General features: G+C 69.4%; 25 protein-coding genes. 11 read left to right on the plus strand and 14 right to left on the minus strand.

Annotated features, from left to right (window positions below):
• The first annotated feature begins 101 nt into the window (after window positions 1–101).
• The 3 genes from FRZ32_RS02730 (at window position 102) to purC (ending at window position 3033) form a co-directional block, all read left to right on the plus strand.
• Window positions 102–950 (plus strand): alpha/beta hydrolase family protein, encoded by an 849-nt coding sequence (locus tag FRZ32_RS02730; RefSeq protein ID WP_243445172.1) that lies wholly within the window; start codon window positions 102–104, stop codon window positions 948–950.
• Complete coding sequence (gene kynU / locus FRZ32_RS02735; protein ID WP_147042058.1) at window positions 947–2170, plus strand: kynureninase; 1224 nt, start codon at window positions 947–949, stop codon at window positions 2168–2170. Before FRZ32_RS02730 ends, kynU begins: the two co-directional genes overlap by 4 nt.
• Window positions 2171–2253: 83 nt before the next feature.
• Window positions 2254–3033, plus strand: coding sequence for a phosphoribosylaminoimidazolesuccinocarboxamide synthase (purC, locus tag FRZ32_RS02740; protein ID WP_147042059.1), 780 nt, complete (start codon window positions 2254–2256; stop codon window positions 3031–3033).
• Window positions 3034–3085: 52 nt separating this feature from the next.
• Here purC and FRZ32_RS02745 read toward each other — a convergent pair whose 3' ends face one another.
• The gene (locus FRZ32_RS02745) at window positions 3086–4234 is read right to left on the minus strand and encodes a M23 family metallopeptidase (protein ID WP_147042060.1); all 1149 of its coding nucleotides are present in this window, start codon (window positions 4232–4234) and stop codon (window positions 3086–3088) included.
• Window positions 4235–4357: 123 nt separating this feature from the next.
• Entirely contained in the window at window positions 4358–5170 is an 813-nt protein-coding gene (locus FRZ32_RS02750) for a ferritin-like domain-containing protein (protein WP_147042061.1), read from the minus strand.
• Window positions 5171–5195: 25 nt separating this feature from the next.
• Between FRZ32_RS02750 and purT the strand changes: the two genes are divergently transcribed.
• Window positions 5196–6359 carry a formate-dependent phosphoribosylglycinamide formyltransferase gene (gene purT, locus FRZ32_RS02755; protein ID WP_147042062.1) on the plus strand — a complete coding sequence of 388 codons (1164 nt, stop codon included), beginning with the start codon at window positions 5196–5198 and terminating at the stop codon, window positions 6357–6359.
• On the opposite strand, the gene FRZ32_RS02760 is transcribed toward purT, so the two are convergent.
• Genes FRZ32_RS02760 through FRZ32_RS02770 form a run of 3 tightly spaced genes read right to left on the minus strand, consistent with a single transcriptional unit; the run spans window position 6350 to window position 10075 of the window.
• Entirely contained in the window at window positions 6350–6907 is a 558-nt protein-coding gene (locus tag FRZ32_RS02760) for a hypothetical protein (RefSeq protein ID WP_147042063.1), read from the minus strand. The genes purT and FRZ32_RS02760 overlap by 10 nt on opposite strands.
• Window positions 6867–7331, minus strand: a complete 465-nt coding sequence (locus tag FRZ32_RS02765) for a peroxiredoxin (RefSeq protein ID WP_147042064.1) — start codon at window positions 7329–7331, stop codon at window positions 6867–6869. Before FRZ32_RS02765 ends, FRZ32_RS02760 begins: the two co-directional genes overlap by 41 nt.
• 59 nt (window positions 7332–7390) lie before the next feature.
• Window positions 7391–10075, minus strand: coding sequence for a bifunctional [glutamine synthetase] adenylyltransferase/[glutamine synthetase]-adenylyl-L-tyrosine phosphorylase (locus tag FRZ32_RS02770; protein ID WP_147042065.1), 2685 nt, complete (start codon window positions 10073–10075; stop codon window positions 7391–7393).
• Window positions 10076–10182: 107 nt separating this feature from the next.
• Here FRZ32_RS02770 and FRZ32_RS15170 point away from each other — a divergent pair, with 107 nt between their 5' ends.
• Window positions 10183–10329: a hypothetical protein gene (locus tag FRZ32_RS15170; RefSeq protein ID WP_158635811.1), complete on the plus strand. Its 147-nt coding sequence runs from the start codon at window positions 10183–10185 to the stop codon at window positions 10327–10329.
• Here FRZ32_RS15170 and FRZ32_RS02775 read toward each other — a convergent pair.
• The 3 genes from FRZ32_RS02775 to FRZ32_RS02780 form a co-directional block, all read right to left on the minus strand.
• On the minus strand, window positions 10326–10976 hold the full coding sequence (locus tag FRZ32_RS02775) for a sigma-70 family RNA polymerase sigma factor (protein WP_147042066.1): 651 nt from the start codon (window positions 10974–10976) through the stop codon (window positions 10326–10328). The two genes, FRZ32_RS15170 and FRZ32_RS02775, sit on opposite strands and share 4 nt — an antisense overlap.
• Before the next feature lie 76 nt (window positions 10977–11052).
• Window positions 11053–11190, minus strand: a complete 138-nt coding sequence (locus FRZ32_RS15400) for a hypothetical protein (RefSeq protein ID WP_192901867.1) — start codon at window positions 11188–11190, stop codon at window positions 11053–11055.
• A gap of 66 nt (window positions 11191–11256) precedes the next feature.
• A complete protein-coding gene (locus FRZ32_RS02780; protein WP_147042067.1) occupies window positions 11257–12051 on the minus strand; it encodes a response regulator in 795 nt (264 codons plus the stop codon).
• Window positions 12052–12557: 506 nt separating this feature from the next.
• Between FRZ32_RS02780 and FRZ32_RS02790 the strand changes: the two genes are divergently transcribed.
• The 4 genes from FRZ32_RS02790 (at window position 12558) to FRZ32_RS02805 (ending at window position 16245) form a co-directional block, all read left to right on the plus strand.
• Entirely contained in the window at window positions 12558–14120 is a 1563-nt protein-coding gene (locus tag FRZ32_RS02790) for a sensor histidine kinase (RefSeq protein ID WP_147042069.1), read from the plus strand.
• Between the two features lie 72 nt (window positions 14121–14192).
• The gene (locus FRZ32_RS02795) at window positions 14193–15599 is read left to right on the plus strand and encodes a M20/M25/M40 family metallo-hydrolase (RefSeq protein ID WP_147042070.1); all 1407 of its coding nucleotides are present in this window, start codon (window positions 14193–14195) and stop codon (window positions 15597–15599) included.
• A 287-nt stretch (window positions 15600–15886) separates the two neighbouring features.
• A complete protein-coding gene (locus tag FRZ32_RS15405; RefSeq protein ID WP_147042071.1) occupies window positions 15887–16018 on the plus strand; it encodes an entericidin A/B family lipoprotein in 132 nt (43 codons plus the stop codon).
• Between the two features lie 95 nt (window positions 16019–16113).
• Window positions 16114–16245: an entericidin A/B family lipoprotein gene (locus FRZ32_RS02805; RefSeq protein ID WP_147042072.1), complete on the plus strand. Its 132-nt coding sequence runs from the start codon at window positions 16114–16116 to the stop codon at window positions 16243–16245.
• A gap of 39 nt (window positions 16246–16284) precedes the next feature.
• Here the strand turns inward: FRZ32_RS02805 and tatC are convergent, their stop codons facing one another.
• From tatC to FRZ32_RS02830, 5 genes are read right to left on the minus strand one after another with little or no spacing between them, the layout of a single operon-like run.
• Window positions 16285–17070, minus strand: coding sequence for a twin-arginine translocase subunit TatC (gene tatC, locus FRZ32_RS02810; protein ID WP_147042073.1), 786 nt, complete (start codon window positions 17068–17070; stop codon window positions 16285–16287).
• Complete coding sequence (gene tatB / locus FRZ32_RS02815; RefSeq protein ID WP_147042074.1) at window positions 17067–17567, minus strand: Sec-independent protein translocase protein TatB; 501 nt, start codon at window positions 17565–17567, stop codon at window positions 17067–17069. Before tatB ends, tatC begins: the two co-directional genes overlap by 4 nt.
• A gap of 26 nt (window positions 17568–17593) precedes the next feature.
• Window positions 17594–17851, minus strand: coding sequence for a twin-arginine translocase TatA/TatE family subunit (locus FRZ32_RS02820; protein ID WP_147042075.1), 258 nt, complete (start codon window positions 17849–17851; stop codon window positions 17594–17596).
• A gap of 29 nt (window positions 17852–17880) precedes the next feature.
• A complete protein-coding gene (scpB, locus tag FRZ32_RS02825) occupies window positions 17881–18474 on the minus strand; it encodes an SMC-Scp complex subunit ScpB (protein ID WP_424141297.1) in 594 nt (197 codons plus the stop codon).
• 5 nt (window positions 18475–18479) lie between these two features.
• Window positions 18480–19241, minus strand: coding sequence for a segregation and condensation protein A (locus FRZ32_RS02830; RefSeq protein ID WP_147042077.1), 762 nt, complete (start codon window positions 19239–19241; stop codon window positions 18480–18482).
• Between the two features lie 168 nt (window positions 19242–19409).
• Between FRZ32_RS02830 and FRZ32_RS02835 the strand changes: the two genes are divergently transcribed.
• Window positions 19410–19565 carry a DUF3309 family protein gene (locus tag FRZ32_RS02835; protein WP_147042078.1) on the plus strand — a complete coding sequence of 52 codons (156 nt, stop codon included), beginning with the start codon at window positions 19410–19412 and terminating at the stop codon, window positions 19563–19565.
• Between the two features lie 47 nt (window positions 19566–19612).
• Window positions 19613–19990 carry an energy transducer TonB gene (locus tag FRZ32_RS02840; protein ID WP_243445173.1) on the plus strand — a complete coding sequence of 126 codons (378 nt, stop codon included), beginning with the start codon at window positions 19613–19615 and terminating at the stop codon, window positions 19988–19990.
• Here the strand turns inward: FRZ32_RS02840 and nagZ are convergent.
• A complete protein-coding gene (gene nagZ, locus FRZ32_RS02845; protein ID WP_147042079.1) occupies window positions 19987–20988 on the minus strand; it encodes a beta-N-acetylhexosaminidase in 1002 nt (333 codons plus the stop codon). The genes FRZ32_RS02840 and nagZ overlap by 4 nt on opposite strands.
• Between the last annotated feature and the right edge of the window lie 33 nt (window positions 20989–21021).

Raw genomic sequence — 21021 nt, forward strand, 5'->3', positions numbered from 1 at the left:
GTCTGTGCGTCATCGGGCGCATCCGGTAACGTCACGGCCGGATGCGCCCGTTCACCTTTCTGCTTGCCCCCGCCGTCGCCCTCGCGTTAGCCGCTCCGCTCGTGGGCGAGACGGTCAGCGACGCGCAAAGGGGGGATACCGGCCGGATGATGGTCTGGGCCGATCTCTTCGCGCGCCCACGCCCGGCAAGCGATGCGACCATTTCATACGGTCCTGATCCGCTCCAGATCGCCGATCTCTGGCTTCCCGCCGGTGACGGGCCGCACCCGACCGTGCTGATGGTTCATGGCGGCTGCTGGCAGACCGATATCGCCGAGCGCACGATCATGAACTGGATCGCCGCCGATCTGAGGGCGCGCGGCATCGCCGTATGGAATATCGAATATCGCGGCGTCGACCGGCCCGGCGGCGGCTATCCCGGGACGTTCCACGATGTCGCGGCGGCCGCGGACGCGCTTCGCGACCAGGCCGCGCGCCACCATCTCGATCTCTCGCGCCTCGTCGCGGTCGGCCACAGCGCGGGCGGCCATCTCGCGCTCTGGCTGGCGGCGCGGCCGCGCCTGCCGCAAGGCTCGCCGCTTCGCACCGCCGATCCGCTGCCGATCCACGCCGTCGTCAGCCTCGGCGGCCTGCCCGATCTCGAGGAGGCGGCGCGCAGCGAGAATGGCTGCGGCAACGCGGTGATCGCGCGGCTCACCGCCGGCCATTTCGACGACACGTCGGTGCCCCGGCTCGCTCCGCTCGGCGTCCCGCAGGTGCTGGTCAACGGCGCCGTGGACCGCATCATTCCGACCGCCTATGCCGAAGGCTATGCGCGGCCGATGCGCGCGGCCGGCGACAGCGTGGCGGTGCGGATGATCCCCGAAACCGGCCATGTCGAGCTGGTCACGCCGGATACCGCCGCCTGGTCGGCCGCGGTCCGGGAAATCGAAAGGGCGCTCGGCCGATGAGCTTCACCCTCGCCGAGGCGCGCGCCGCCGATGCCGCCGATCCGCTGCGGCCGATGCGCGATCGCTTCCATCTGCCCGAGGGCGTGATCTATCTCGACGGCAATTCGCTCGGCCCGCTGCCCAGGGCGACCGCGCCGCGCCAGCGCGAGGTGGTGGAGCATGAATGGGGCGAGGCGCTGATCCGCAGCTGGAACTGGCACGGCTGGATCGATGCGCCGCTGCGGATCGGCGCGAAGATCGCGCCGCTGATCGGTGCGAAGCCCAATGAGGTGATCGTCACCGATTCCACCTCGGTCAATCTCTTCAAGCTGCTCGTCGCCGCGGCGCGGCTCTCCGATCGCCCGACGCTCCTCTCCGAAAGCGGCAATTTCCACACCGATCTCCACATCGCCTCGGGCGTCGCGGACCTGCTCGGCCTTCGCCTCGACATCGCGCCGCGCGAGAAGATCGAAAGCCGGATCGGCGCCGAGACCAATCTCGCGCTGCTCACCCACGTCCACTACAAGACCGCCGAGCGCTACGACATGGCCGCGCTCAACATCCGCGCCCGCACCGCCGGCACGCGGATCGTCTGGGATCTGAGCCACAGCGCCGGCGCGGTGCCGGTCCAGCTCAACGCGACGGGCGCGGAGCTGGCGGTCGGCTGCGGCTACAAATATCTGAACGGAGGGCCCGGCGCGCCGGCCTTCCTCTATGTCGCCGAGCGCCTGCAGGAGGAACTCCTGTCACCCCTGCGCGGCTGGATGGGCCACGCCGCGCCCTTCGCCTTCACCGACGATTACGCACCGGCCCCCGGCATCGCGCGTTTCCTCGCCGGAACCCCGCCGATCCTCAGCCTGATCGCGCTGGAAAGCGGCCTTTCCGCCTTCAACGACGTGACGGTGGAGCGGCTCTGGTCGAAGTCCAACGCGCTGTTCGATATCTTCCACGCGCTGATGGAGCAGCGCTGCCCGGATCTCGTCTGCATCACGCCGCGCGCGCCCGAAGTCCGGGGCAGCCACATCTCCTTCGCCCACCCCAATGCCTTCGAAATCTGCCAGGCGCTGATCGCCGAAGGCGTCATCGGCGATTTCCGCGCGCCCGACGTGATCCGCTTCGGCCTGACGCCGCTCTATCTCGGGTTCGAGGATGTGTGGCGCGCGATCGACATCCTTGCCGCCATCCTCGGGGAAGAACGCTGGCGCGATCCGAAATTCGCGGTTCGCGGCAAAGTCACCTGAGGCCTGTTTGCCCTCGCGGGATGCCTCCTATATAGGGCGCACCTTCCTTGACGCCCTTTCGCCAGCCGGAGGCCCGAAGCCACATGTCCCGCCGCCGACTTGTCTATGAAGGCAAGGCCAAGATTCTCTACGAAGGGCCCGAGCCCGGCACGCTGATCCAGTATTTCAAGGACGATGCGACCGCGTTCAACGCGCAGAAGAAGGGCACGATCTCCGGCAAGGGCGTGCTCAACAACCGCATTTCCGAGCATATCTTCTCGCTGCTCGGCACGATCGGCATCCAGACCCACTTCATCCGCCGGCTGAACATGCGCGAGCAGCTGATCCGGCAGGTCGAGATCGTCCCGATCGAGGTGGTCGTCCGCAACGTCGCCGCCGGCTCGCTGTCGCAGCGGCTCGGGATCGAGGAAGGGACGCAGCTTCCGCGCACGATCATCGAATATTATTACAAGGACGATGCGCTGGGCGATCCGCTGATCGCCGACGAGCATATCGCCTGCTTCGGCTGGGCGAGCCAGGAAGAGATGAACGACATCGCCGACATGGCGATCCGCATCAACGATTTCCTGTGCGGCCTCTTCGCCGGCATCGGCATCCGTCTCGTCGACTTCAAGCTCGAGTTCGGGCGGCTGTGGGAAAATGACTATGCCCGCATCATCCTGGCCGACGAGATCAGCCCCGACGGCTGCCGGCTGTGGGACATGAAATCGAACGAGAAGCTCGACAAGGATCGCTTCCGCCGCGATCTCGGCGGCGAGGCGGAGGCCTATCAGGAGGTCGCGCGCCGGCTCGGCCTGATGCCCGAGGGCGAGGCCAATGCCGTGCTCGACCTCGAAGAGCACCGGGCGAAGCGCGGGAAATAAAAAAAGCCCCGCCTCGCGGCGGGGCCGATGGCCTTTGCGGCCTCTCCTGAACTTAGCGCGAGGCCCCGGCCGGGCCGCCGACCGCCACCTGCTGGTGTTCCAGCCGGCGCTGCAGCGCGACGAGCGTGGTGCCGGTTTCGAGGAACGGCACCGGATTGACCGCCTGGCCGTCGATCCGCACTTCATAATGGACGTGGCTGCCGGTCGAGCGGCCGGTGGAGCCCATCAGCCCGATCAGCTCGCCGCGGTGGACGCGCTGGCCCACCTGGGCGATGCGGCGCGACATATGGCCGTAACGGGTGGTGATGCCCTGGCCGTGATTGATCTCGACCATGTTGCCATAGCCGCCATTATTATATTCGGAGCGCGAGACGACGCCGTCGGCGGTGGCATAGATTGGCGTTCCGATCGGCCCGGCGAGATCGACGCCCGGATGGAAGGCCGCGCCGCGACGGAACGGATCGGAGCGCCCGCCGAAGCCCGAGGTGAAGTTGAAGGCCGCGACCGGCTGGCCCGACGGGATCGAGGCGACCCCTTGCTCGAGCTGGTCGAGCCGGCGCCAGCTCATGAACAGCGCACGATAATCGGGGTCGGCATTGCCCGAGGCCGGCATCGGCTCGAACGGGCCGCCGACACCGCCGGCGACGGCGCGATGAAAGCGGGCGGGGTTCAGCCCGACCTGGCGGATCGCCTGCGCCGTTTCGGCATAGCGGCGGCGAGCCGCATCCCGGGCCCGCGCGGCCATCGCGGCCTGCATGTCCTCGACCTGGGCGAAGGGCGCGGCGGCGGCCTGCGTCCGCGCATCATCGGCTTCCTCGGCCTGGGGCGGCAGCAGCGCGGCGAGCTGGCGGGCGTCGGCCTCGCCGGACATCACCGCGGCGAGGAAGAGCTGGCGGCGCTCGAGCAGGGCGGCGCGGCGCTGGGCGGCATCGCGGGCGGCCTGGAGATCGTTTTCCATCTGGGCGACCCGGCGCTGCATCTGGGCGACATCGCCGTTCATCGCCATCACCGCGCTCACCGTCGCGAAGGCGGACCAGAGCACCAGCAGCAAGGCCAGGGCGGCGGCGACCATCTGGACCCGGGCGCCGATCCGGAACCGGCGAAGATTGGTGCCGTCGTGAAGGAAAATATCGCGCGGCTTGAAGATATCGCGGAACGCACGCGTCCATCCGACGTTCGCAACCGCAACCGAATTCGTCATCACCATCCCCGCTCGGCATTCGACAGCCGGCTCGGCCACGCACACGGCCAGATTGAAATCCGGGCTGTCGCCCGCTCAAATGACGATCGGAAGTGCCCGCCCCGAACGTTGCGGCGGAGAATGTTAAGCAACCTCTTCCCCGGCAAGCCCTGCATAATAATCGCGGGACAAACCGGCAGCACCGCGCGCCGAGTCGTTGAACGGCGGCTTCAGGCTCCCGCGAAAATGGCGCCGGACCAGTGTGTGCCAATGCGGGACAGGGGCGATTCTCTCTCTTTCACAGGCGATTGCGAACCAGCGGGTGCCGGCCGCGACATGGCGGATTTCGTCGCGATAGATGCGGCCGAGGATCGCAGCCGATCGATGGTCGCCCGCCTTTTCCAGCGCGTCCACCGTCGCCGGCGTGACGTCGAGCCCCCGCGCCTCCAGCACCATCGGCACGATCGCCAGCCGGGCGCATGGATCGTCCGCCGTCGCCTCGGCGGCTTCCCACAGGCCGGCATGGGCCGGCAGCGCGCCATAGCCGGACCCGAGCGCCGCGAGCCGCCGGTCGAGCAGCGCGAAATGCATCGCCTCGTCGGCGCCGACGCCGATCCAGTCGTCGATGAAGGCGCGTGGGAATTGCGCCCCGAACCGCCCGGCCATGTCGAAGGCGAGGTCGATCGCGGCGAATTCGATATGCGCGAGCGCGTGGAGCAGCGCGATGCGGCTGCGTTCCGATCCCGCCTTGCCGCGCTTGGGCATCCGGTTCGGCGGCAGCAGCGCCGGCCGCTCGGGCCGCGCCGGGGCATCGGGCATCGCGACATCGAAGTCCCAGGCCGTCTCGCCGCGCCGCCATGCGCGCGCTGCCGCCCTAGCGGCCTTCACCTTGGCGCGCGGATCGGCCGCCAGCAGTACGGCGCGACAGGCCCGGGCGATGGTCCCTTCCCTCTCCATGCGTCGCGCTGTACCGGCGACGGCCATGACTTTCACCGCCAAAATCCTCCTCCTCGGCTCGGGCGAGCTCGGGCGCGAATTCACGATCTCGGCCAAGCGGCTCGGCGCGTGCGTGATCGCCTGCGATTCCTACGAAGGCGCGCCGGCGATGCAGGTGGCCGATGCGGCGGAGGTCTTCCCGATGCTTGACGGCGAACGCCTGCGCGCCGCGGTCGAAAAGCACCGGCCCGATTTCGTCGTCCCCGAGATCGAGGCGATCCGCACCGAGGCGCTGGTCGAGCTTGAGGGCGAGGGCTGGCACGTCGTGCCGACCGCGCGCGCCGCGGCAATGACCATGAACCGCGATGCGATCCGAAGCCTCGCCGCCGAGCAGCTCGGCCTTCGCACCTCGCGCTATCGGTTCGCCGAGAGCCTCGACGAGGTGATCGCGGCGGCAGGGCACACCGGCCTTCCCTGTGTGGTCAAGCCGGTCATGTCTTCGTCCGGCAAGGGCCAATCGACGGTGCGCGGTGAGGACGAGCTGGCGGCGGCCTGGACCTACGCGGTCGCCAACATGCGCGGCGACCGGCCGCGCGTGATCGTCGAGCAATTCGTCGATTTCGACTATGAGATCACCCTGCTCACCGTCCGCTCGCGGGGCGGCGTCAGCTTCTGCCCGCCGATCGGCCACCGGCAGGAACATGGCGATTATCGCGAAAGCTGGCAGCCGATGGCGATGTCGCCGGCTGCGCTCGCCGAGGCGCAGGCGATGGCGCGCGCCGTCGTCGACGATCTCGGCGGTTACGGCATCTTCGGCGTCGAATTCTTCATCAAGGGCGACGAGGCGATCTTTTCCGAGCTCAGCCCACGGCCGCACGATACCGGCATGGTCACGTCGATCTCGCAGGATCTGTCGGAATTCGATCTCCACGCCCGCGCGATCCTTGGGCTGCCGATCCCTGAAATCGCGCTTCGCGGCCCCTCCGCATCGGCGGTCATCCTCGCGGACCGGGACGCGACCGCCTTCCGGTTCGAAGGGCTGGCGGATGCGCTGGCGACGGGGCCGCAGGTCGACGTGCGGATTTTCGGCAAGCCGGCGACCCGCCCGAACCGCCGAATGGGCGTCGCGCTCGCCCGTGCCGAAAGCGTTGAGGCCGCCCGGGCGCTGGCCAGCGAAGCCGCCCGCCGGGTGCGGATCGTCTATTCCTGAATCTCGGCGTCGCGCTCCGCCTCGCGCGCCGCTTCCTCGTCCTGCGTGATCGGAAAGTGGCTGTAGCGCTCGGCCGGGCCGCCCGCGATCCCGGCGTCCGGGCGGGTTTCCGGGAAGGCGCTGCCCAGCTCGTCGCGCGCGCGGGCGATGGCGGCGCGCATGTCGCCCTGACTGCCGAAATAGGGAACCCGATCGTCATAGCCGCGCGGCGTGCCGGCCGTGCCTTCCGCGGCATAGGCGCCGCAGTCCGCGCCGCAATCGACGCCGCCCGGCCAGCCATAATCGGCGCTGACGCTTCGCGGCGGCATCGGCAGCGCCTCGGCCGGCGGCCGGGGCGGCCGGACCACGGTTTCGTGGAAGGCGAGCGGATCGATCGCCGCCACCGTATTGTTGCCGAGCGTGACGCCGATCAGGATTCCGCCGATCGCGAGCGCGCCGACCGCGGGAAAATACCAGGGCGTCTCGAGCCGCCGCCGAATCGCGCGCCTGAGCGCGCGCCAGAGCCGTTCAGGGAAGCTCTTGCGCCGCCGCGAGGACCTCTTCGGCATGGCCGGGCACCTTCACCTTGCGCCAGATCCGGCTGATCGTCCCGTCCCGATCGATCAGGAAGGTGGCGCGTTCGATTCCCATATATTTGCGCCCGTACATGGATTTTTCCACCCATGTTCCGAACGCCTCGCACGCGCCGCCCTCCTCGTCCGAGGCGAGCTTGACGCGAAGATCGTGCTTCGCGGCGAACTTGGCGTGGCTTCGGGGGCTGTCCTTCGACACGCCGAGCACCCAGGTCCCGGCCTTTTCGAAGGCGTCGGCGAGGGCGGTGAAGTCCTTCGCCTCGCGGGTGCAGCCGCTCGTATCGTCCTTCGGGTAGAAATAGAGGACGAGCTTGTTGCCCTTGAAATCGGCGGGGCTGACCGAGTCGCCATCCGCCGCGGTCAGCGCCACATCCGGCACGCGATCGCCCAGGCTCACCATGAACGTCCTCCCTCTTCGGTCCCGCTGTGGCGCGCATGGCTGCCGCGGGCAAGCGCGAATCAGCGCCGGGCTATCCCCGCCCAGAGCGCCGCGATGTCGGCCCGCGCACGATCGTGCGCGGCGACGAGCGCGTCCCAGTCGTCAAGCCCGCAGGCGCGTGCGACCAGCGCACGGCTCGGCGGCGCGGGAATGTCTGCGCCCGGCGCCACCAGCCGCAGCATGACGAGGATCCGGGTCAGCAGCCGCATGGCCGGTGCGATCTGTGGCCCGGCCAGCCCGGTGGCGGCGAGATCGGTGATCGCCTCCCCCAGTCGCGGCGTCAGGCCGATGCCGCTGGTCAACTGAAGGACCTGGATCGCGAATTCGAGGTCGACCAGCCCGCCCGGCCCGAGCTTGATGTCGAACGGCCCGGCGGGCGGCTTGTGCGCATTCATCTCGGCGCGCATCGCCACCGCGTCGGCGACGACCCGCGCAGGATCGTGCGGCGCGCGAAGCACTCCGGCCACCGTCGCCGCGAGCGCGGCGCGCCCCTCCGGCGATCCGTAGACAGGCCGCCCCCGCGTCAGGGCCATATGTTCGAACGTCCAGGCCCTGTCGGCCTGATAGGCGGCGAAGCTGTCGAGGCTGACCGCGAGCATCCCGTCGGCGCCGGACGGCCGCAGCCTGGTATCGACCTCGTACAGGGGGCCGGCCGCGGTCGCGACGCTGAGCGCGGCGGTGACGCGCGGCGCGAGCCGGTTGAAATAATCGGTCGCGCGCAACGGCTTCGGCCCGTCCGATTCAGCCTCATGCGTGCCGCTGAACAGGTAGATGAGGTCGAGATCGGAGGCATGGGTCAGCGCCGACCCGCCGAGCCGCCCGAGCCCGAGGATCAGCAGCTCCGATCCCGGGACGCGGCCATGACGCGCCTCGAAATCGGCGATCGCGGCGTCGGCCAGTGCCTGGATCGCCGCCTCGGCCACCCGGGCATAGCCGCGCGCCACCTCGATCGGATCGCCGGCCCCGGTCACGAGCTGCGCGCCCAGCGCGAACCGCCGCTCATTGACCCGCCGGCGCACGCGATCGAGCAGCAACTGGTAATCCTCGTCGTCGCGATCGGGCCGCGCGAATTCCTCCGCGAGCGCGGGCACGTCCGGTGGCGGGTCGAAGGCGCTGGCGTCGATCAGCCCGTCGAGAAGCGCGGGCCGCAGCCCGATCTGGTCGGCCAATGGCGGCGCGTGGCTCAGGATCGCGCCGAGCTGCTGCGTCAGCGCCGGCCGCGCGACGAGCAGACGGAACAGGTTGATCCCGCTCGGCAGCCGCTCGATGAGGTCGCCGAACCGGTTCATCGCCTGGTTCGGATCGCTCGCCCCGGCGAAGGCCTCGACCAGAACGGGCAGCATCGCCTCGAACGCATCGCGCGCGGCGGGGGAACGGAGCGAACGCGCCTTGCCCGATCGCCAGTCCTCGATCCGCGTGCGCGCCGCCGCCGGATCGGCGAAGCCCGCCTTCACCAGCGCCGCCGTCAGCGCCTCCCCGTCCAGCGGCAGCCGGGCCTCCTCGCCGCCGCCGAGCCGGTCGTAGAAAGCCGATACCGCTTCGACCTGCGGGCGGAGCAGGGCGAGCAGGGCCGCGCCATCCGGCAGGCCGTGCAGGCGCGCGACATTGTCGAGCGCGTCGCCCGCGCGGGGCAGCGCGTGGGTCTGCCGATCATCGACCATCTGAAGCCGGTGCTCGATCGTCCGCTCGATCCGGTAGGCCGCGGCGAGGCTGTCGGCGACATGGGGCGCGATCCGGTCCGCGCGCTGCAGCGCCGCCAGCGCCGCCAGCGTCGATGGCGAGCGCAGCTCCGGCTCCCGCCCGCCATGGATGAGCTGGTGGATCTGGACGAAGAACTCGATCTCCCGGATCCCGCCACGGCCGCGCTTCAGGTCGAAGCCGGGGCCGAAGGCCTGCCCCCCCGCATAATGATCGCGGATCAGGTGGCTCATCGCCTGGATTTCGCCGATCGCGCCGAAATCCAGGCTCCGGCGCCACACGAAGGGGTGGATCGCCTCAAGGAAGTAGCGCCCCAGCGCCGCATCCCCCGCGCAGGCGCGGGCGCGGATGAAGGCCGCGCGCTCCCAGGGCAGCGCCGAGGATTCGTAATGGCTGATCGCCGCGTTCACCGGCAGCGCCACCGGCGTCACCTCCGGCGAGGGGCGCAGGCGCAGATCGACGCGGAAGGCGTAGCCGTCCTCGGTCCGCGCCTGGACGAGTTCGACGATCCGGTTCGACAGGCGCACCGCCGCCTGGATCGGTTCCTCGCGCGGCTTGCGCGGCAGCGTCTCGGGATCGAAGAGGAAGATGAGATCGACGTCCGAGGAATAATTGAGCTCGCCGCCGCCGAGCTTGCCGAGCGCGATGATGGCGAAACCCCGCGCCGCTTCGCCGGGCGTCCGTTCGGCGACCGCGGCGGCAATCGCCGTCTCCAGCGTTCGATCGGCGAGGCTGGAGAGCGCAGCCGTCACCTCTTCCAGCGACATCGCGCCGGCGAGATCGGCGATGCCGAGCGCGAGCGCATGGGCGGATCGCGTCCGGCGAACCGCCCGGGCCGGATCGTCGCTCGAATCCTCCGCGGCCGCGAGCGCGCCGGCGAGATCGCCCGCCTCGAGCCGCGCCGTCACCTCCGGAAAGCGCTCGCTCTCAAGGGCCAGGAAGGGCGAACAGGCCCGTGCGCGGGCAAGTGCCGCCGCGAAATCGCGCTCTGTTCGTGTCTCGATCATGCAACAGGTCCGGCGTGAAACCCGCCATGTTCGCCGCCGATTTGCAACCCCGGCGCCGCTTCGCACGTTGAGCGAGCGTGGAAAAATGTGCATCCAGTGTTGAAACGATGACCTATCGCCAGACCCGGCATTTCGTGCGCGCCGCGCCGCCGCCTGTCCATGCCGGGCTCGGCCGGGCATTGCGCCGCGCCTTTCCCGTCGATCGGGATCCGGCGCTCGAAGCTCTGGAAGATTTGCTGTCGCGGATCGATTAGGCGGCGTCGCTGCTTCGATCGCGGGACAATTCGTCCACTTCACCCATGATCGTCTGCAGCGCCGAACGGTCGCTTGACGGCATGTCGCGGCGCGACGGCAGCTTGCCGTCGGCGAGCAGGCCCTCGAGCGCCACGCGCCCGCGCGCCACCCGGCTCTTGATCGTGCCGACCGCGCAGCCGCAGATCTCGGCCGCTTCCTCATAGGCGAAGCCGCCGGCGCCGACCAGGATCAGCGCCTCGCGCTGCGGCTGGGGAAGGTGCATCAGCGCGCGCTGCATGTCGCCAAGCTCGATATGCCGGTCCTGGCTGGCGGGCGCGGCAAGCAGGCGCGAGGCGGTCAGCTCGTCCCATTCGCCCTTGAAGCGCGCGCGGCGCATCTGGCTGAGGAACAGGTTCCTGAGGATGATGAAGGTCCAGGCGCGCATGTTGGTGCCGGCCTGGAATCGCTTGCGCGCCGCCCACGCCTTGAGCAGCGTTTCCTGCACCAGATCGTCCGCGAGATCGCGGCTGCCGGACAGCGAGCGGCCGAAGGCGCGCAGATGCGGGATCACGAGCGCAAGCTGCTCCTTGAACTCCCGATCGGAGAGCGGGACGAGTTCCTCGCCGCCCTCGCGTTTGTTGTCGTCGGCGGGAATCGTGCCCGTCATGCAATGCCTCGATTACGCTGTTACGCTGTGCGCCGGTCGTGTCGCTCTGCCGGGCCTTGGCGCCCGATCGCGATGGTCAGCGAAACACAAAATAGATGATGATGAAGAGCACCACCACAAGAGCCGTCCCCCAGGTGAGCACGTGACGCGTCACATGGGGGGTCGATCCGGCGCGGGCATCGCTGGTGCCGATATGTTTCGGTTCGTCCGGCATTGCCACCTTTCCGCGAGTTCCATTCGTTACAGGGGCAACGCCTCCGCCGACGGCCGGTTCCGCCGATCAGGCCGGAACCGTCGCAGAGTCGAAGAAAAGCGCCTGGGCGATCTGCGCCTTCACGGTCGAGCGCTGGAACGGCTTGGTGATGAGGAAGGTCGGCTCCGGCCGCTCCCCGGTGAGAAGCCGTTCGGGGAAGGCGGTGATGAAGATCACCGGCACGCTGAACTGCGCGAGAATGTCCTTCACCGCGTCGATGCCGGAGCTGTCGTCGGCAAGCTGGATGTCGGCGAGGACCAGCCCGGGCCGGCGGGCCATTGCCTGCTGAACCGCCTCGTCACGGGTCACGGCGACGCCGGTGACGTTGTGGCCGAGATCGCGAACGATCGTTTCGATGTCCATGGCGATGATCGGCTCGTCCTCGATGATGAGGACGTCGGCGCGGGTCTGCCGCTCGATCTCGGCGAGCGCCTCGGCGACCAGTGACTCGACCTCTTCGGGAGAGGCGTCGATCAGATAGCCGGCGTCCTCGGGCGTGAATCCTTCCATCGCGGTCAGGAGCAGCGCCTGGCGGGGCAGCGGGGTGATCCGCGACAGCCGCGCCTGCGCGATCCCTTCCGCGTCGCCGGCCGCCGCATGGCCCGGCTCCTCCTCGACATTGGCCGAGGACCAGATCGCGTGGAACGTCTTGTAGAGGCCGAGGCGCGGATCGACGCTCCTTGGAAACTGGTCCGGCGCGGCGACGATCGCCTCCAGCGTCGCGCGAACGAAGGCGTCGCCATGTTGCTGGCTGCCGGTAAGGGCGCGGGCATAACGGCGCAGGAACGGCAGATGAGGCCTGAGGTCGTCACCGAGCGACATGTGTGTGCTTCCTTCTCTCTATCCCGGCGGGATTAACGACCGCGCAGTGCAAGGTAAGCCTCGCCCCCGGCCCATCGTCAATGTTCAATCGGGCGAAGGCCCGACCCCGCTTCGGTGCAAGGGTGGAACCATCGGCGGAGTTTTTTGTTTCCAAGGCCGCACCCGGCGATTAATTCGACCGCCGCTGGTGCGGTGCCTGTTCGGCGGGGACGGCTGGAAAAAGTTGCTCTTGCGGTCGGTTGGGTGCGATGTTTGCGCAATTGCGGCACGGCCGTGGGGTAGGAAAGAATTGAGCCTGCAGGACGACAAGGATTCCACGCGCCGTCGCAAGCCCGCTACGAGTCCGGAGGGGAAGCCATCCGCGCGCGCCCGTCGCAAGCCGCCGTCCGGCGACGTCGGCCGCGCCCTTCGATCCGCTTATCGCGAGGTCGTCGAAGAGGATATTCCGCCCGAAATGATCGACCTGCTCGGAAAGCTCGGTTAGGCGTCGCCGTGAGCGGACGCCCGTGCTGACTCCCGAGGAAGGCGAAATCCGAGGCTCCGGATGGGCGCGACTGCCGACGGCGGTCAAGATGCTCGTCATCCTGTCGCTCGGCCTGCTCCCGCTCGGCGTCGCCGCCATCTTCGCCTCGATCGGCAACGCGCGCGAGAACCGCGCCCAGGGGATCGTCCAGGCGCGCGCGCTTCTCGCGGTCCATTCGCAGCGCCTGTCGCTCGGCCTGTCGCGAACCGCCTATACGATCCGCGCGGCCCGCGATGCGATCGCCGAATCGAGCGAGGGAAGCGGCCTGTGCAAACGGTCGCTCGATCGCCTGGCTCGCCTGCCCGAGCCGCACGGGCGATTCGTCCTCTACGGCGCCGGCAACCGGCCCCGCTGCGCGTCCGAAGGCTTCGCGCCGCCGCCCGTGCCGGACGCGGACGGCGCCCCGGCCCACGCCCGGATCCTGCCGGGCGGCGCAGGCCTGCGGATCTTCCTCTACAGCGGCACCGGCGAGATCGAGGGAGTCGCCGAATATCAGCGCGCCGCGATCGCCCGCGCGGTCGACAACCCGCCGCTCGATGGCGATTTCGGCCTGGAGCTGGTCCAGGGCGGCCTCGTCATGCCGCTTCGCGAAATCCCCGCCAGCGGCTCTCTCAGCCACGAGATCATCGTCGACGAACCGATGACCAATGGCGAGTTCGTGCTGCGCCTCCACACCGCGGTCGCGCCACTGTCCTGGCTCGATGTGCTGGTGGTGATCGCGCCGGTGCTGATCTGGCTGTGGGCCTCGATCGTGGTCTGGCTGCTCGTCCAGCGTCTGCTGCTCCGGCCGCTGCGTCGGCTTCAGCGCGTGGTCTCCACCTATCGACCCGGCGAAGGCCCCGTCGCGCTTCCCGCCGTGCGCAGCCCGGCGCGCGAGATCGGCGCGCTTGGCGCCGCCTTCGCCGAAGTCACCCGCACGGTCGCGCGACACGAGGCCGATCTCGAAGCGGCCGTCGAACGCCAGACGCGGCTGGTCCGCGAGGTCCACCATCGGGTGAAGAACAACCTTCAGGTCGTCTCGTCGCTGCTCAACCTCCATTCGCGCGGGTCGTCGGACGAGGCGGTCGCCGCCGCTTATGCTTCGATCCAGCGCCGCGTCGACGCGCTCGCCGTCGTCCACCGCAACCATTATGCGGAGTTCGAGGCCAATCGCGGCGTCGCGTTGAAGCCGCTCCTGTCCGAGCTGGCCGCCAATCTGCGCGCCACCGCCCCGGCCAGCGCCGCGGCCATGCAGATCCGGCTCGATATCGCGCCGGTCCACGCGACCCAGGATGTCGCCGTTCCGGTCGCCTTCCTCGTCACCGAGATCGCCGAGTTCGGGATGCTCTGCGGCGCCGCCGAAACCTCGATCGTGCTCGAACCGGTCGAGGCCGGAAAGGCACGCCTTGCGATCACGCTCGGAACGCCGGCAGGCGGCCTCACCTGCGCTGGCGCGATCGTCGAGCGGTTCGAGCGGATCGTCATCGGCCTCTCGCGTCAGCTGAGGTCCCAGCTCGAACAGGACGAGGCGCGCGGCCTCTACGCCGTCATCATCCCGACAATCTGACCGGCCGGGTTGACCCCGCCGGGCAACCCGCACACTCTTCCCCTTCATCCATCGACAAGGGGGAAATCTGCCATGCGCTTTGCCGCGATCATCTCGAGCCTGCTCGCCACCGCCGCGACCGCGCAACCACCGGCGCAGGCACCCGATCGCTGGCACCAGGAGGCGCGCGAGATCTACCGCGAGGCGGTGAACACGCCGACGGTGCAGGGCCGCGGACAGGTGCCGGCGCTCGCCGAGGCGCTGGCCCGCCGCTTCCGCGCCGCCGGCTTCACCGATGTCACCATCCATCCCTATGACGTGGTGCGGCCCGACGATCATACCGCCGCGCTGATCGTGCGCTGGCCGGCCGCGCATCCTTCGGGGCGCAAGGCGATGCTGCTGATGGCGCATATGGACGTGGTCGAGGCGCGGCGCGAGGATTGGTCGCGCGATCCGTTCGAGCTCGGCGAGGCCGACGGCTATTTCTACGGGCGCGGCACGGGCGACGACAAGATGGGCGTGATCGCGATCACCACCGCCCTCCTGCGGCTCAAGGCCGAAGGCTTCCAGCCCGATCGCGACATCATCGTCCTGTTCACCGGCGACGAGGAAACCGGCGGCCGCGGGGCCGAGCTCGCCGCCAACCAATGGCTCGATACGTCGCAGATCGATTTCGCGCTGAACGGCGACGCCGGCGGCGGGGCGTTCGACGAATCGGGTCACCTGCTCGGCTTCGGCATCCAGACCTCCGAAAAGATCTACCAGGATTACACCCTCACCGCGACCAATCCCGGGGGCCACAGTTCGCGGCCGCGCCCGGACAATGCGATCTATGCGCTTGCCCACACGCTCGACCGTCTCGAACAATATCGCTTCGCGCCGATGCAGAATGAAACCACGCGGGCCTATTTCGCCCATCGCGCCACCACCGCCGATCCGGCGCTCGCCGCGCTGATCCGCCGCTGGCTCGCCAATCCCGACGATGGCGCGGCGGCCGACGCGATCGAGGCGTCGCCGACCGAGACGGGGCTCACCCGCACCCGCTGCGTCGCGACCCGCCTCGCCGGCGGCCATGCCAACAATGCGCTCCCGCAGCTTGCGACCGCCAACGTCAATTGCCGTATCTTCCCGGGCGTCGATCCGGCCACCGTGCTCGCGACGCTGCGTGAGATCGGCGCTCCCGATCATGTGAGCGTCGAGCCGGTCGAGGTCGCGCACCCCTCCGGTCCCTCGCCGCTCCGGCCCGACGTGGTCGGCGCCTTTACGGCGGCGGTTCACGCCCGCCATCCCGGCGCCGCGATCGTCCCCGACATGAGCGCCGGCGCGACCGACGGCCTCTATTTCCGGGTGCGCGGGGTGCCGGTCTACGGCGTCGAGGGATCGTGGATCGTCACCCCGATCGACGAGCGCGCCCATGGCCGCGACGAGCGTCTTCCGGTCCGCGCGTTCGACGAGGATCTCGATCACTGGACCGACATGATCCGCCGTCTCGCGCGCTGATCCGGGGTTCCAAAATTTTTTCGGAAACGGGGGGAACCGATGCCGGGGAGGCTCGTTGTCAGCCTCGGATAGTGACCTTTTGCCCCCCCCGCTCTCGCTATCCAGAACATGGGCCCGGATGCGCGAACCTCCCCCCCGGTAGCGCATCCGGGTCCGATTTCGTTTGGGGCCTCTCTCCTTCCCGCGCCTAAGTCACGGTTTCGGAACCGGAATCACGTCCGGTGCTTTATAGCCTCGTGCGCGGATCGGCGCCTGCCGCCCGTGCGATCCGATCGAGGAGAGGAACGATGAAGGCATTGGTGATGATCGTGGCGCTGACGGGCGGTCTCGCGCTCGCTGCGTGCAACACGGTGCGCGGCGCCGGCCAGGACGTCCAGTCGGCCGCCAATGCGACCGACAACGCGATGCACGGCGACTGAGCAAAAGCGTTCGACGACGACGCCCTTCCTGCTAGACAGGCCGATGCCGGAGACGGGGCTTATCCGTCGCGCGGCTGGTTTCAGGGAGGGAAGTTATGAGGACCTTGTTGATGGCCGCGGCGCTCACCTTCGGGCTGACGCTGGGGGCGTGCAACACGGTGCGCGGCGTCGGCCAGGACGTGCAGTCGGCGGCGGACGCCACCGACAACGCGATCCACGGCCGCTAAGGCCTGGCACAGGGGACGTCGCCGGCGGCGGCGTTCCCGTCAGGCGCCCGGCGCCGGGTTGCGCGCGCGGCGCTTCTCGGTGAACCAGATCGCGACCAGCGAGAGTTCGTAGAGCGCGATCAGCGGCCCGGCGAGCAGCAGCATCGAGAAGACGTCGGGCGGCGTGAGCACCGCCGCGACGATGGTCGCGATCACCCAGGCATAGCGGCGGCCGCGAGCCAGCGCGCTGCGCGTCACCAGCCCGGCGCGCTCGAGCAGCATCAGCAGCACCGGCAGCAGGAAGGCGACGCCGAAACCGAAGATGAAGTGCATCGAGAAATCGAGATAATTGCCGATCGCCGGCAGCGCCGTCTGCTGCACGCCGCCGATCTCGCCCTGGTAGCTCAGCAGGAAATGCAGCGCGATCGGCATCGCCACGAAATAGGCGAGCGATGCGCCCATCAGGAACAGGAAGGGCGTCATCACCAGGAAGGGCAGGAAGGCCCTTTTCTCGCGCGAATAAAGGCCCGGGGCGACGAACAGCCAGATCTGGATCGCGATGATCGGAAAGGCGATCATCAACGCCGCGAAGAAGGCGACCTTGATCTCGACGAAGAAGGCTTCGAACACCGCGGTGTAGATGAGCTGGCGCTGCCCCGCCTCGACGAGCGGCCGCACCAGGAAGCCGAAGATCGGCCGCGCGAAATAAAGGCACACGCCGAACGCGACGGCGAGCGCGGCCGCGGCCCAGAGCAATCGCCGGCGAAGCTCGATCAGATGATCGAGCAGCGGCGCCTTGCTCTTTTCGAGCTCGGCCTCCTCGGCGGCGCGATCGATGTCGCTCATGGCTTGCGATCCGGCGCGCCCGGGGCCGCGCGACGAGGCACCGGCGGCGCGGCGCGGCGCACGGTGCGGCGGCGCGGCGAGGATGCGGGCGATCGCGGCGTCGTCACCGGGGCGTCGTCAGCGGGCGCCGGCGACTTCCCGGCCGAACCGGACTCCGCAGGCGATCCGGCGACCCCGCCTTCCGCGCCCTCGCCCTTGCCGGGGGCCGGCTCGGCCGGCGTTCCCTTTCCCCAGTCGCTTTCCGGCGACGAAGGCGCTTTGGGCGGGTGCATCCGCATGATCCGCTCATTGTCCTCGCGCCACTTCTTTTCCATCTCCTCGAGCTCGGACTCGCGGATCATCGCGTCGAAGCCGGAGCGGAAGTGGCGCGCCATGCCGCGCGCCTGGCCGACCCAGTGGCCGACCGTGCGCATGACGCGCGGCAGATCCTTTGGCCCGATCACGACGAGCGCGACCAGGGCGATGACCATCAGCTCGCCGGAATCGATTCCGAACATCCGCCCCTCCGGCGCCGGGGCGCCGCCTAGTGCCGGTCGGCTTCGCTGGCGGAGCCGCGCTCGGCCGCCGGCGCTTCATCGGCCCGCGGCGCGGCGTCGATCACCCGCTCGTCCGACAGGCGCCGCGGCGGCGCCGGCGTCTCGTCGTCCTCGGCCAGCCCCTTCTTGAAGCTCTTGATGCCTTTGGCGACGTCGCCCATCAGGTTCGACACGCGGCCCGATCCGAACAGCAGCACGATCAACGCGACAACGATGATCCAGTGAATTGGGGATCCGAATCCCATGAAAGAATCTCCTTGAGGGAAAACCCAAGCTAGGCGTCTTCGTCGCCGGTTTCCAGTTCGGCCTCTTCATCGCCCTCGCCGACGAGCCGATCGAAGGCCAGATCGACCGGATCGAGCAGCCCCGCGGCCTTGAGATCGTCGATGCCGGGCAGGTCGCGGCGGCTCGCCAGCCCGAAATGGGTGAGGAATTCCTGCGTCGTCGCATAGGTGAGCGGTCGCCCCGGCGCCTCGCGCCGACCGGCGGGGCGGACCCAGCCCGCCTCCATCAGCACGTCGATCGTCCCCTTGGAAATCTGCACGCCCCTTATCGCCTCGATCTCCGCGCGGCTCACCGGTTCGTGATAGGCGATGATCGCCAGGGTCTCGACCGCGGCGCGAGACAGCTTGCGGCTCTCCTCCCGCTCGCGCCGAAGGACCGAGGCGAGATCGGCTGCGGTCTGGAAATGCCAGCGCGCGCCGCGCTCGACCAGCTCGATGCCGCGCCCGGCATAATGATCGGAGAGCTCCGCCAGCGCCGCCCTCACGTCGACGCCCTCGCCGACATAAGCGGCGATGTCGGTCAGGCCGAGCGGCTCCTTCGCGGCGAACAAGGCCGCCTCGACCGCGCGCACGCCATCGGCCATCTCCTTCATGCGGCCCTCACGTAGAGCGGCGCGAAATTGGCCTCCTGCGCGATCGCGACCCGGCCGAGCCGCGCCAGTTCGAGCGTCGCGACGAAGCTCGAGGCGAGCGCCGACTTGCGATAGTCCGCATCCTGCGTCTCCGGCAGGAAGGCGCCGAGCTCGGTCCAGTCGAGCTTCGCGCCGATCAGCCGTTCGAGCCGCGTGATCGCCTCGTCGAGCGTCATCACCGGGCGCCGCGCGACGACGTGGATCGCCGGTTCGCCGCGGGCGCGGACGATGCCATAAGCCGAGATGAGGTCGTAGAGATCGGCCTGCCAGGCGGAGCGGCGCACCACCGTCAGCCCCTCCGGCGCGCCGCGCAGGAAAACGTCGCGGCCGATCCGGTCGCGCGCCACGAGCCGCGCCCCGGCCTCCCGCATCGCCTGCAGCCGCTGGAGCCTGAGCTGCAGCCGCGTCGCCAGCTCCTCCGGGCTCGGATCGACCGTCGGATCCTTGGGCAGGAGCAGGCAGGATTTGAGATAGGCGAGCCAGGCCGCCATCACGAGATAGTCGGCGGCGATCTCCAGCTTCAGCCGCTTCGCATCGGCGATGAACGCGAGATATTGCTCGACCAGCGCCAGGATCGAGATTTTCGCCAAATCGACCTTCTGCGCCCGCGCGAGCGTCAGCAGCAGGTCCAGCGGCCCCTCCCACCCGTCCAGGTCGAGCGTCAGGCGGTCCGACTCGGCGACCGGCGGGGCAACCTCGAATGGTTCTTCCTCGTCCACGCCCGAAGATTAGGGGCTCGCCCGGCCGATGTCGAAAGGATTGAACGACTTTTCCACAGCCGGAATCCGGGGGCGCACGCCATCCGTCCGCGAAATCTGCGTGCGCGCTGCAACCCGATCGCCCTGAAGTCGTTAGGCGGCCAGAACGGATAACAGGGAGAGATTGCCGTGCTCGGAACCATCCTCATCATCGTCCTGATCCTGCTCCTGATCGGCGCGCTGCCGTCCTGGGGCTACAGCCGGTCCTGGGGATACGGTCCGTCGGGCGGGATCGGCCTCATCGTCATCATCCTGATCATCCTGGTCCTGCTCGGCCGAATCTGACGCCGAGGTCATTTGACAAAGGGGGGCGGCTGCCCGAAGCCGGAGGCATGATCCTCGCCGCTTCGCTCGTGGCCGCCCTCCTCGCTTCGGCCGAGGCCGATGCGACGCCGATGCGCGAGATCGAGGTGCAGGCGGCGTTCCAGTCGAGCGCGTCCGGGCTCACCGAGCTGCTCAGCAACGCGGACTATCCGGCCGATGCCCGGCGCAATCGCGAACAGGGTCTGGTGCGCTTCCGCATCGTCATCGGGACCGACGGGCGCGTCAGCGACTGCACCGTGACGGGGAGCAGCGGCCACGCCACGCTGGACGCGGCGACCTGCGCGCTCGCCCGCGAACGGTTCCGTTTCGTCCCGGGCCGCGACGAGCTCAACCTGCCGACGTCCAGCCTGGGCGACTACGTGATGATCTGGCGGCTGCCCGGCTAGACGAGCGCGAGCAGCGCGTCGCGCTTGGCCGCGAGCATGTCGAATTCGCCAGCCCCCTTCCCGGCCCGCGTCATGGCGCGCGCCAGCCGGTCGACGGCGGCCGGGCTCATCTCGCCGAGCGCCTCGGCGACGGCTTCATTGTCGGCAAGGTCGCCCGAACAGGCGAGCACGACATCGCATCCGGCCGCGATCGCATCGCGCGCGCGCCGGCCAGGCGGCCCCGCCAGGGCCGCCATCGCGATGTCGTCGCTCATCAGCAGCCCCTCGAAGCCGATCCGGCCGCGGATCACCTCTTCGATGATCGTCGGCGAAAGCGTCGCCGGCCGATCGGCGTCCCAGGCCGGGTAGAGGACATGCGCCGTCATCGCCATTGGCGCCCCCCGGCAGGCGCGGAACGGCGCGAGGTCCGCCCCCAGCGCCTCGGCGCCCGCGGCGACGACCGGCAATTCCTTGTGGCTGTCCGCCGGCGCGCGGCCGTGGCCGGGGACATGCTTGATGACGCCGATGCAGCCGCCGGCCTCCAGCCCATCCAGCATGGCGCGCCCGAGCGCGGCCACCTGCATGGCTTCGCGCCCGAGCGCCCGATCGCCGATCACCGCGTCCGCGCCCGGCGCCGGCATGTCGAGCACCGGCAGGCAATCGACGTTGATCCCGACCTCGGCGAGCATGATGGCTATCGCATGCGCGTTGGCCCGCGCTGCCTCGATCGCGCTCATCGGCGCCCTTTCGTAGAGCGCCGCGAAGCGCGCGGCGGCCGGGAAGGCCGGCCAGTGCGGCGGCCCGAGCCGTGCGATCCGGCCGCCTTCCTGATCGATCAGGATCGGCAGATCGTCCCGCCCGGCGAGATCGCGCAGGCTGTCGGTCAGCGCGCGAAGCTGCGCCTTGTCGGCGACATTGCGCGCGAACAGGATGAAGCCGGCAGGATCGGCGGCGCGGAAGAAGGCGCGCTCGTCGGCAGTGAGGGACGGGCCAGAAAGCCCGAGGATCGCGGGAAGCATCCGGGCGCCATAGCAATCCCCTCCCGATCGCGG

The organism is Sphingosinicella ginsenosidimutans (genome assembly GCF_007995055.1).
Lineage (GTDB): Bacteria > Pseudomonadota > Alphaproteobacteria > Sphingomonadales > Sphingomonadaceae > Allosphingosinicella > Allosphingosinicella ginsenosidimutans.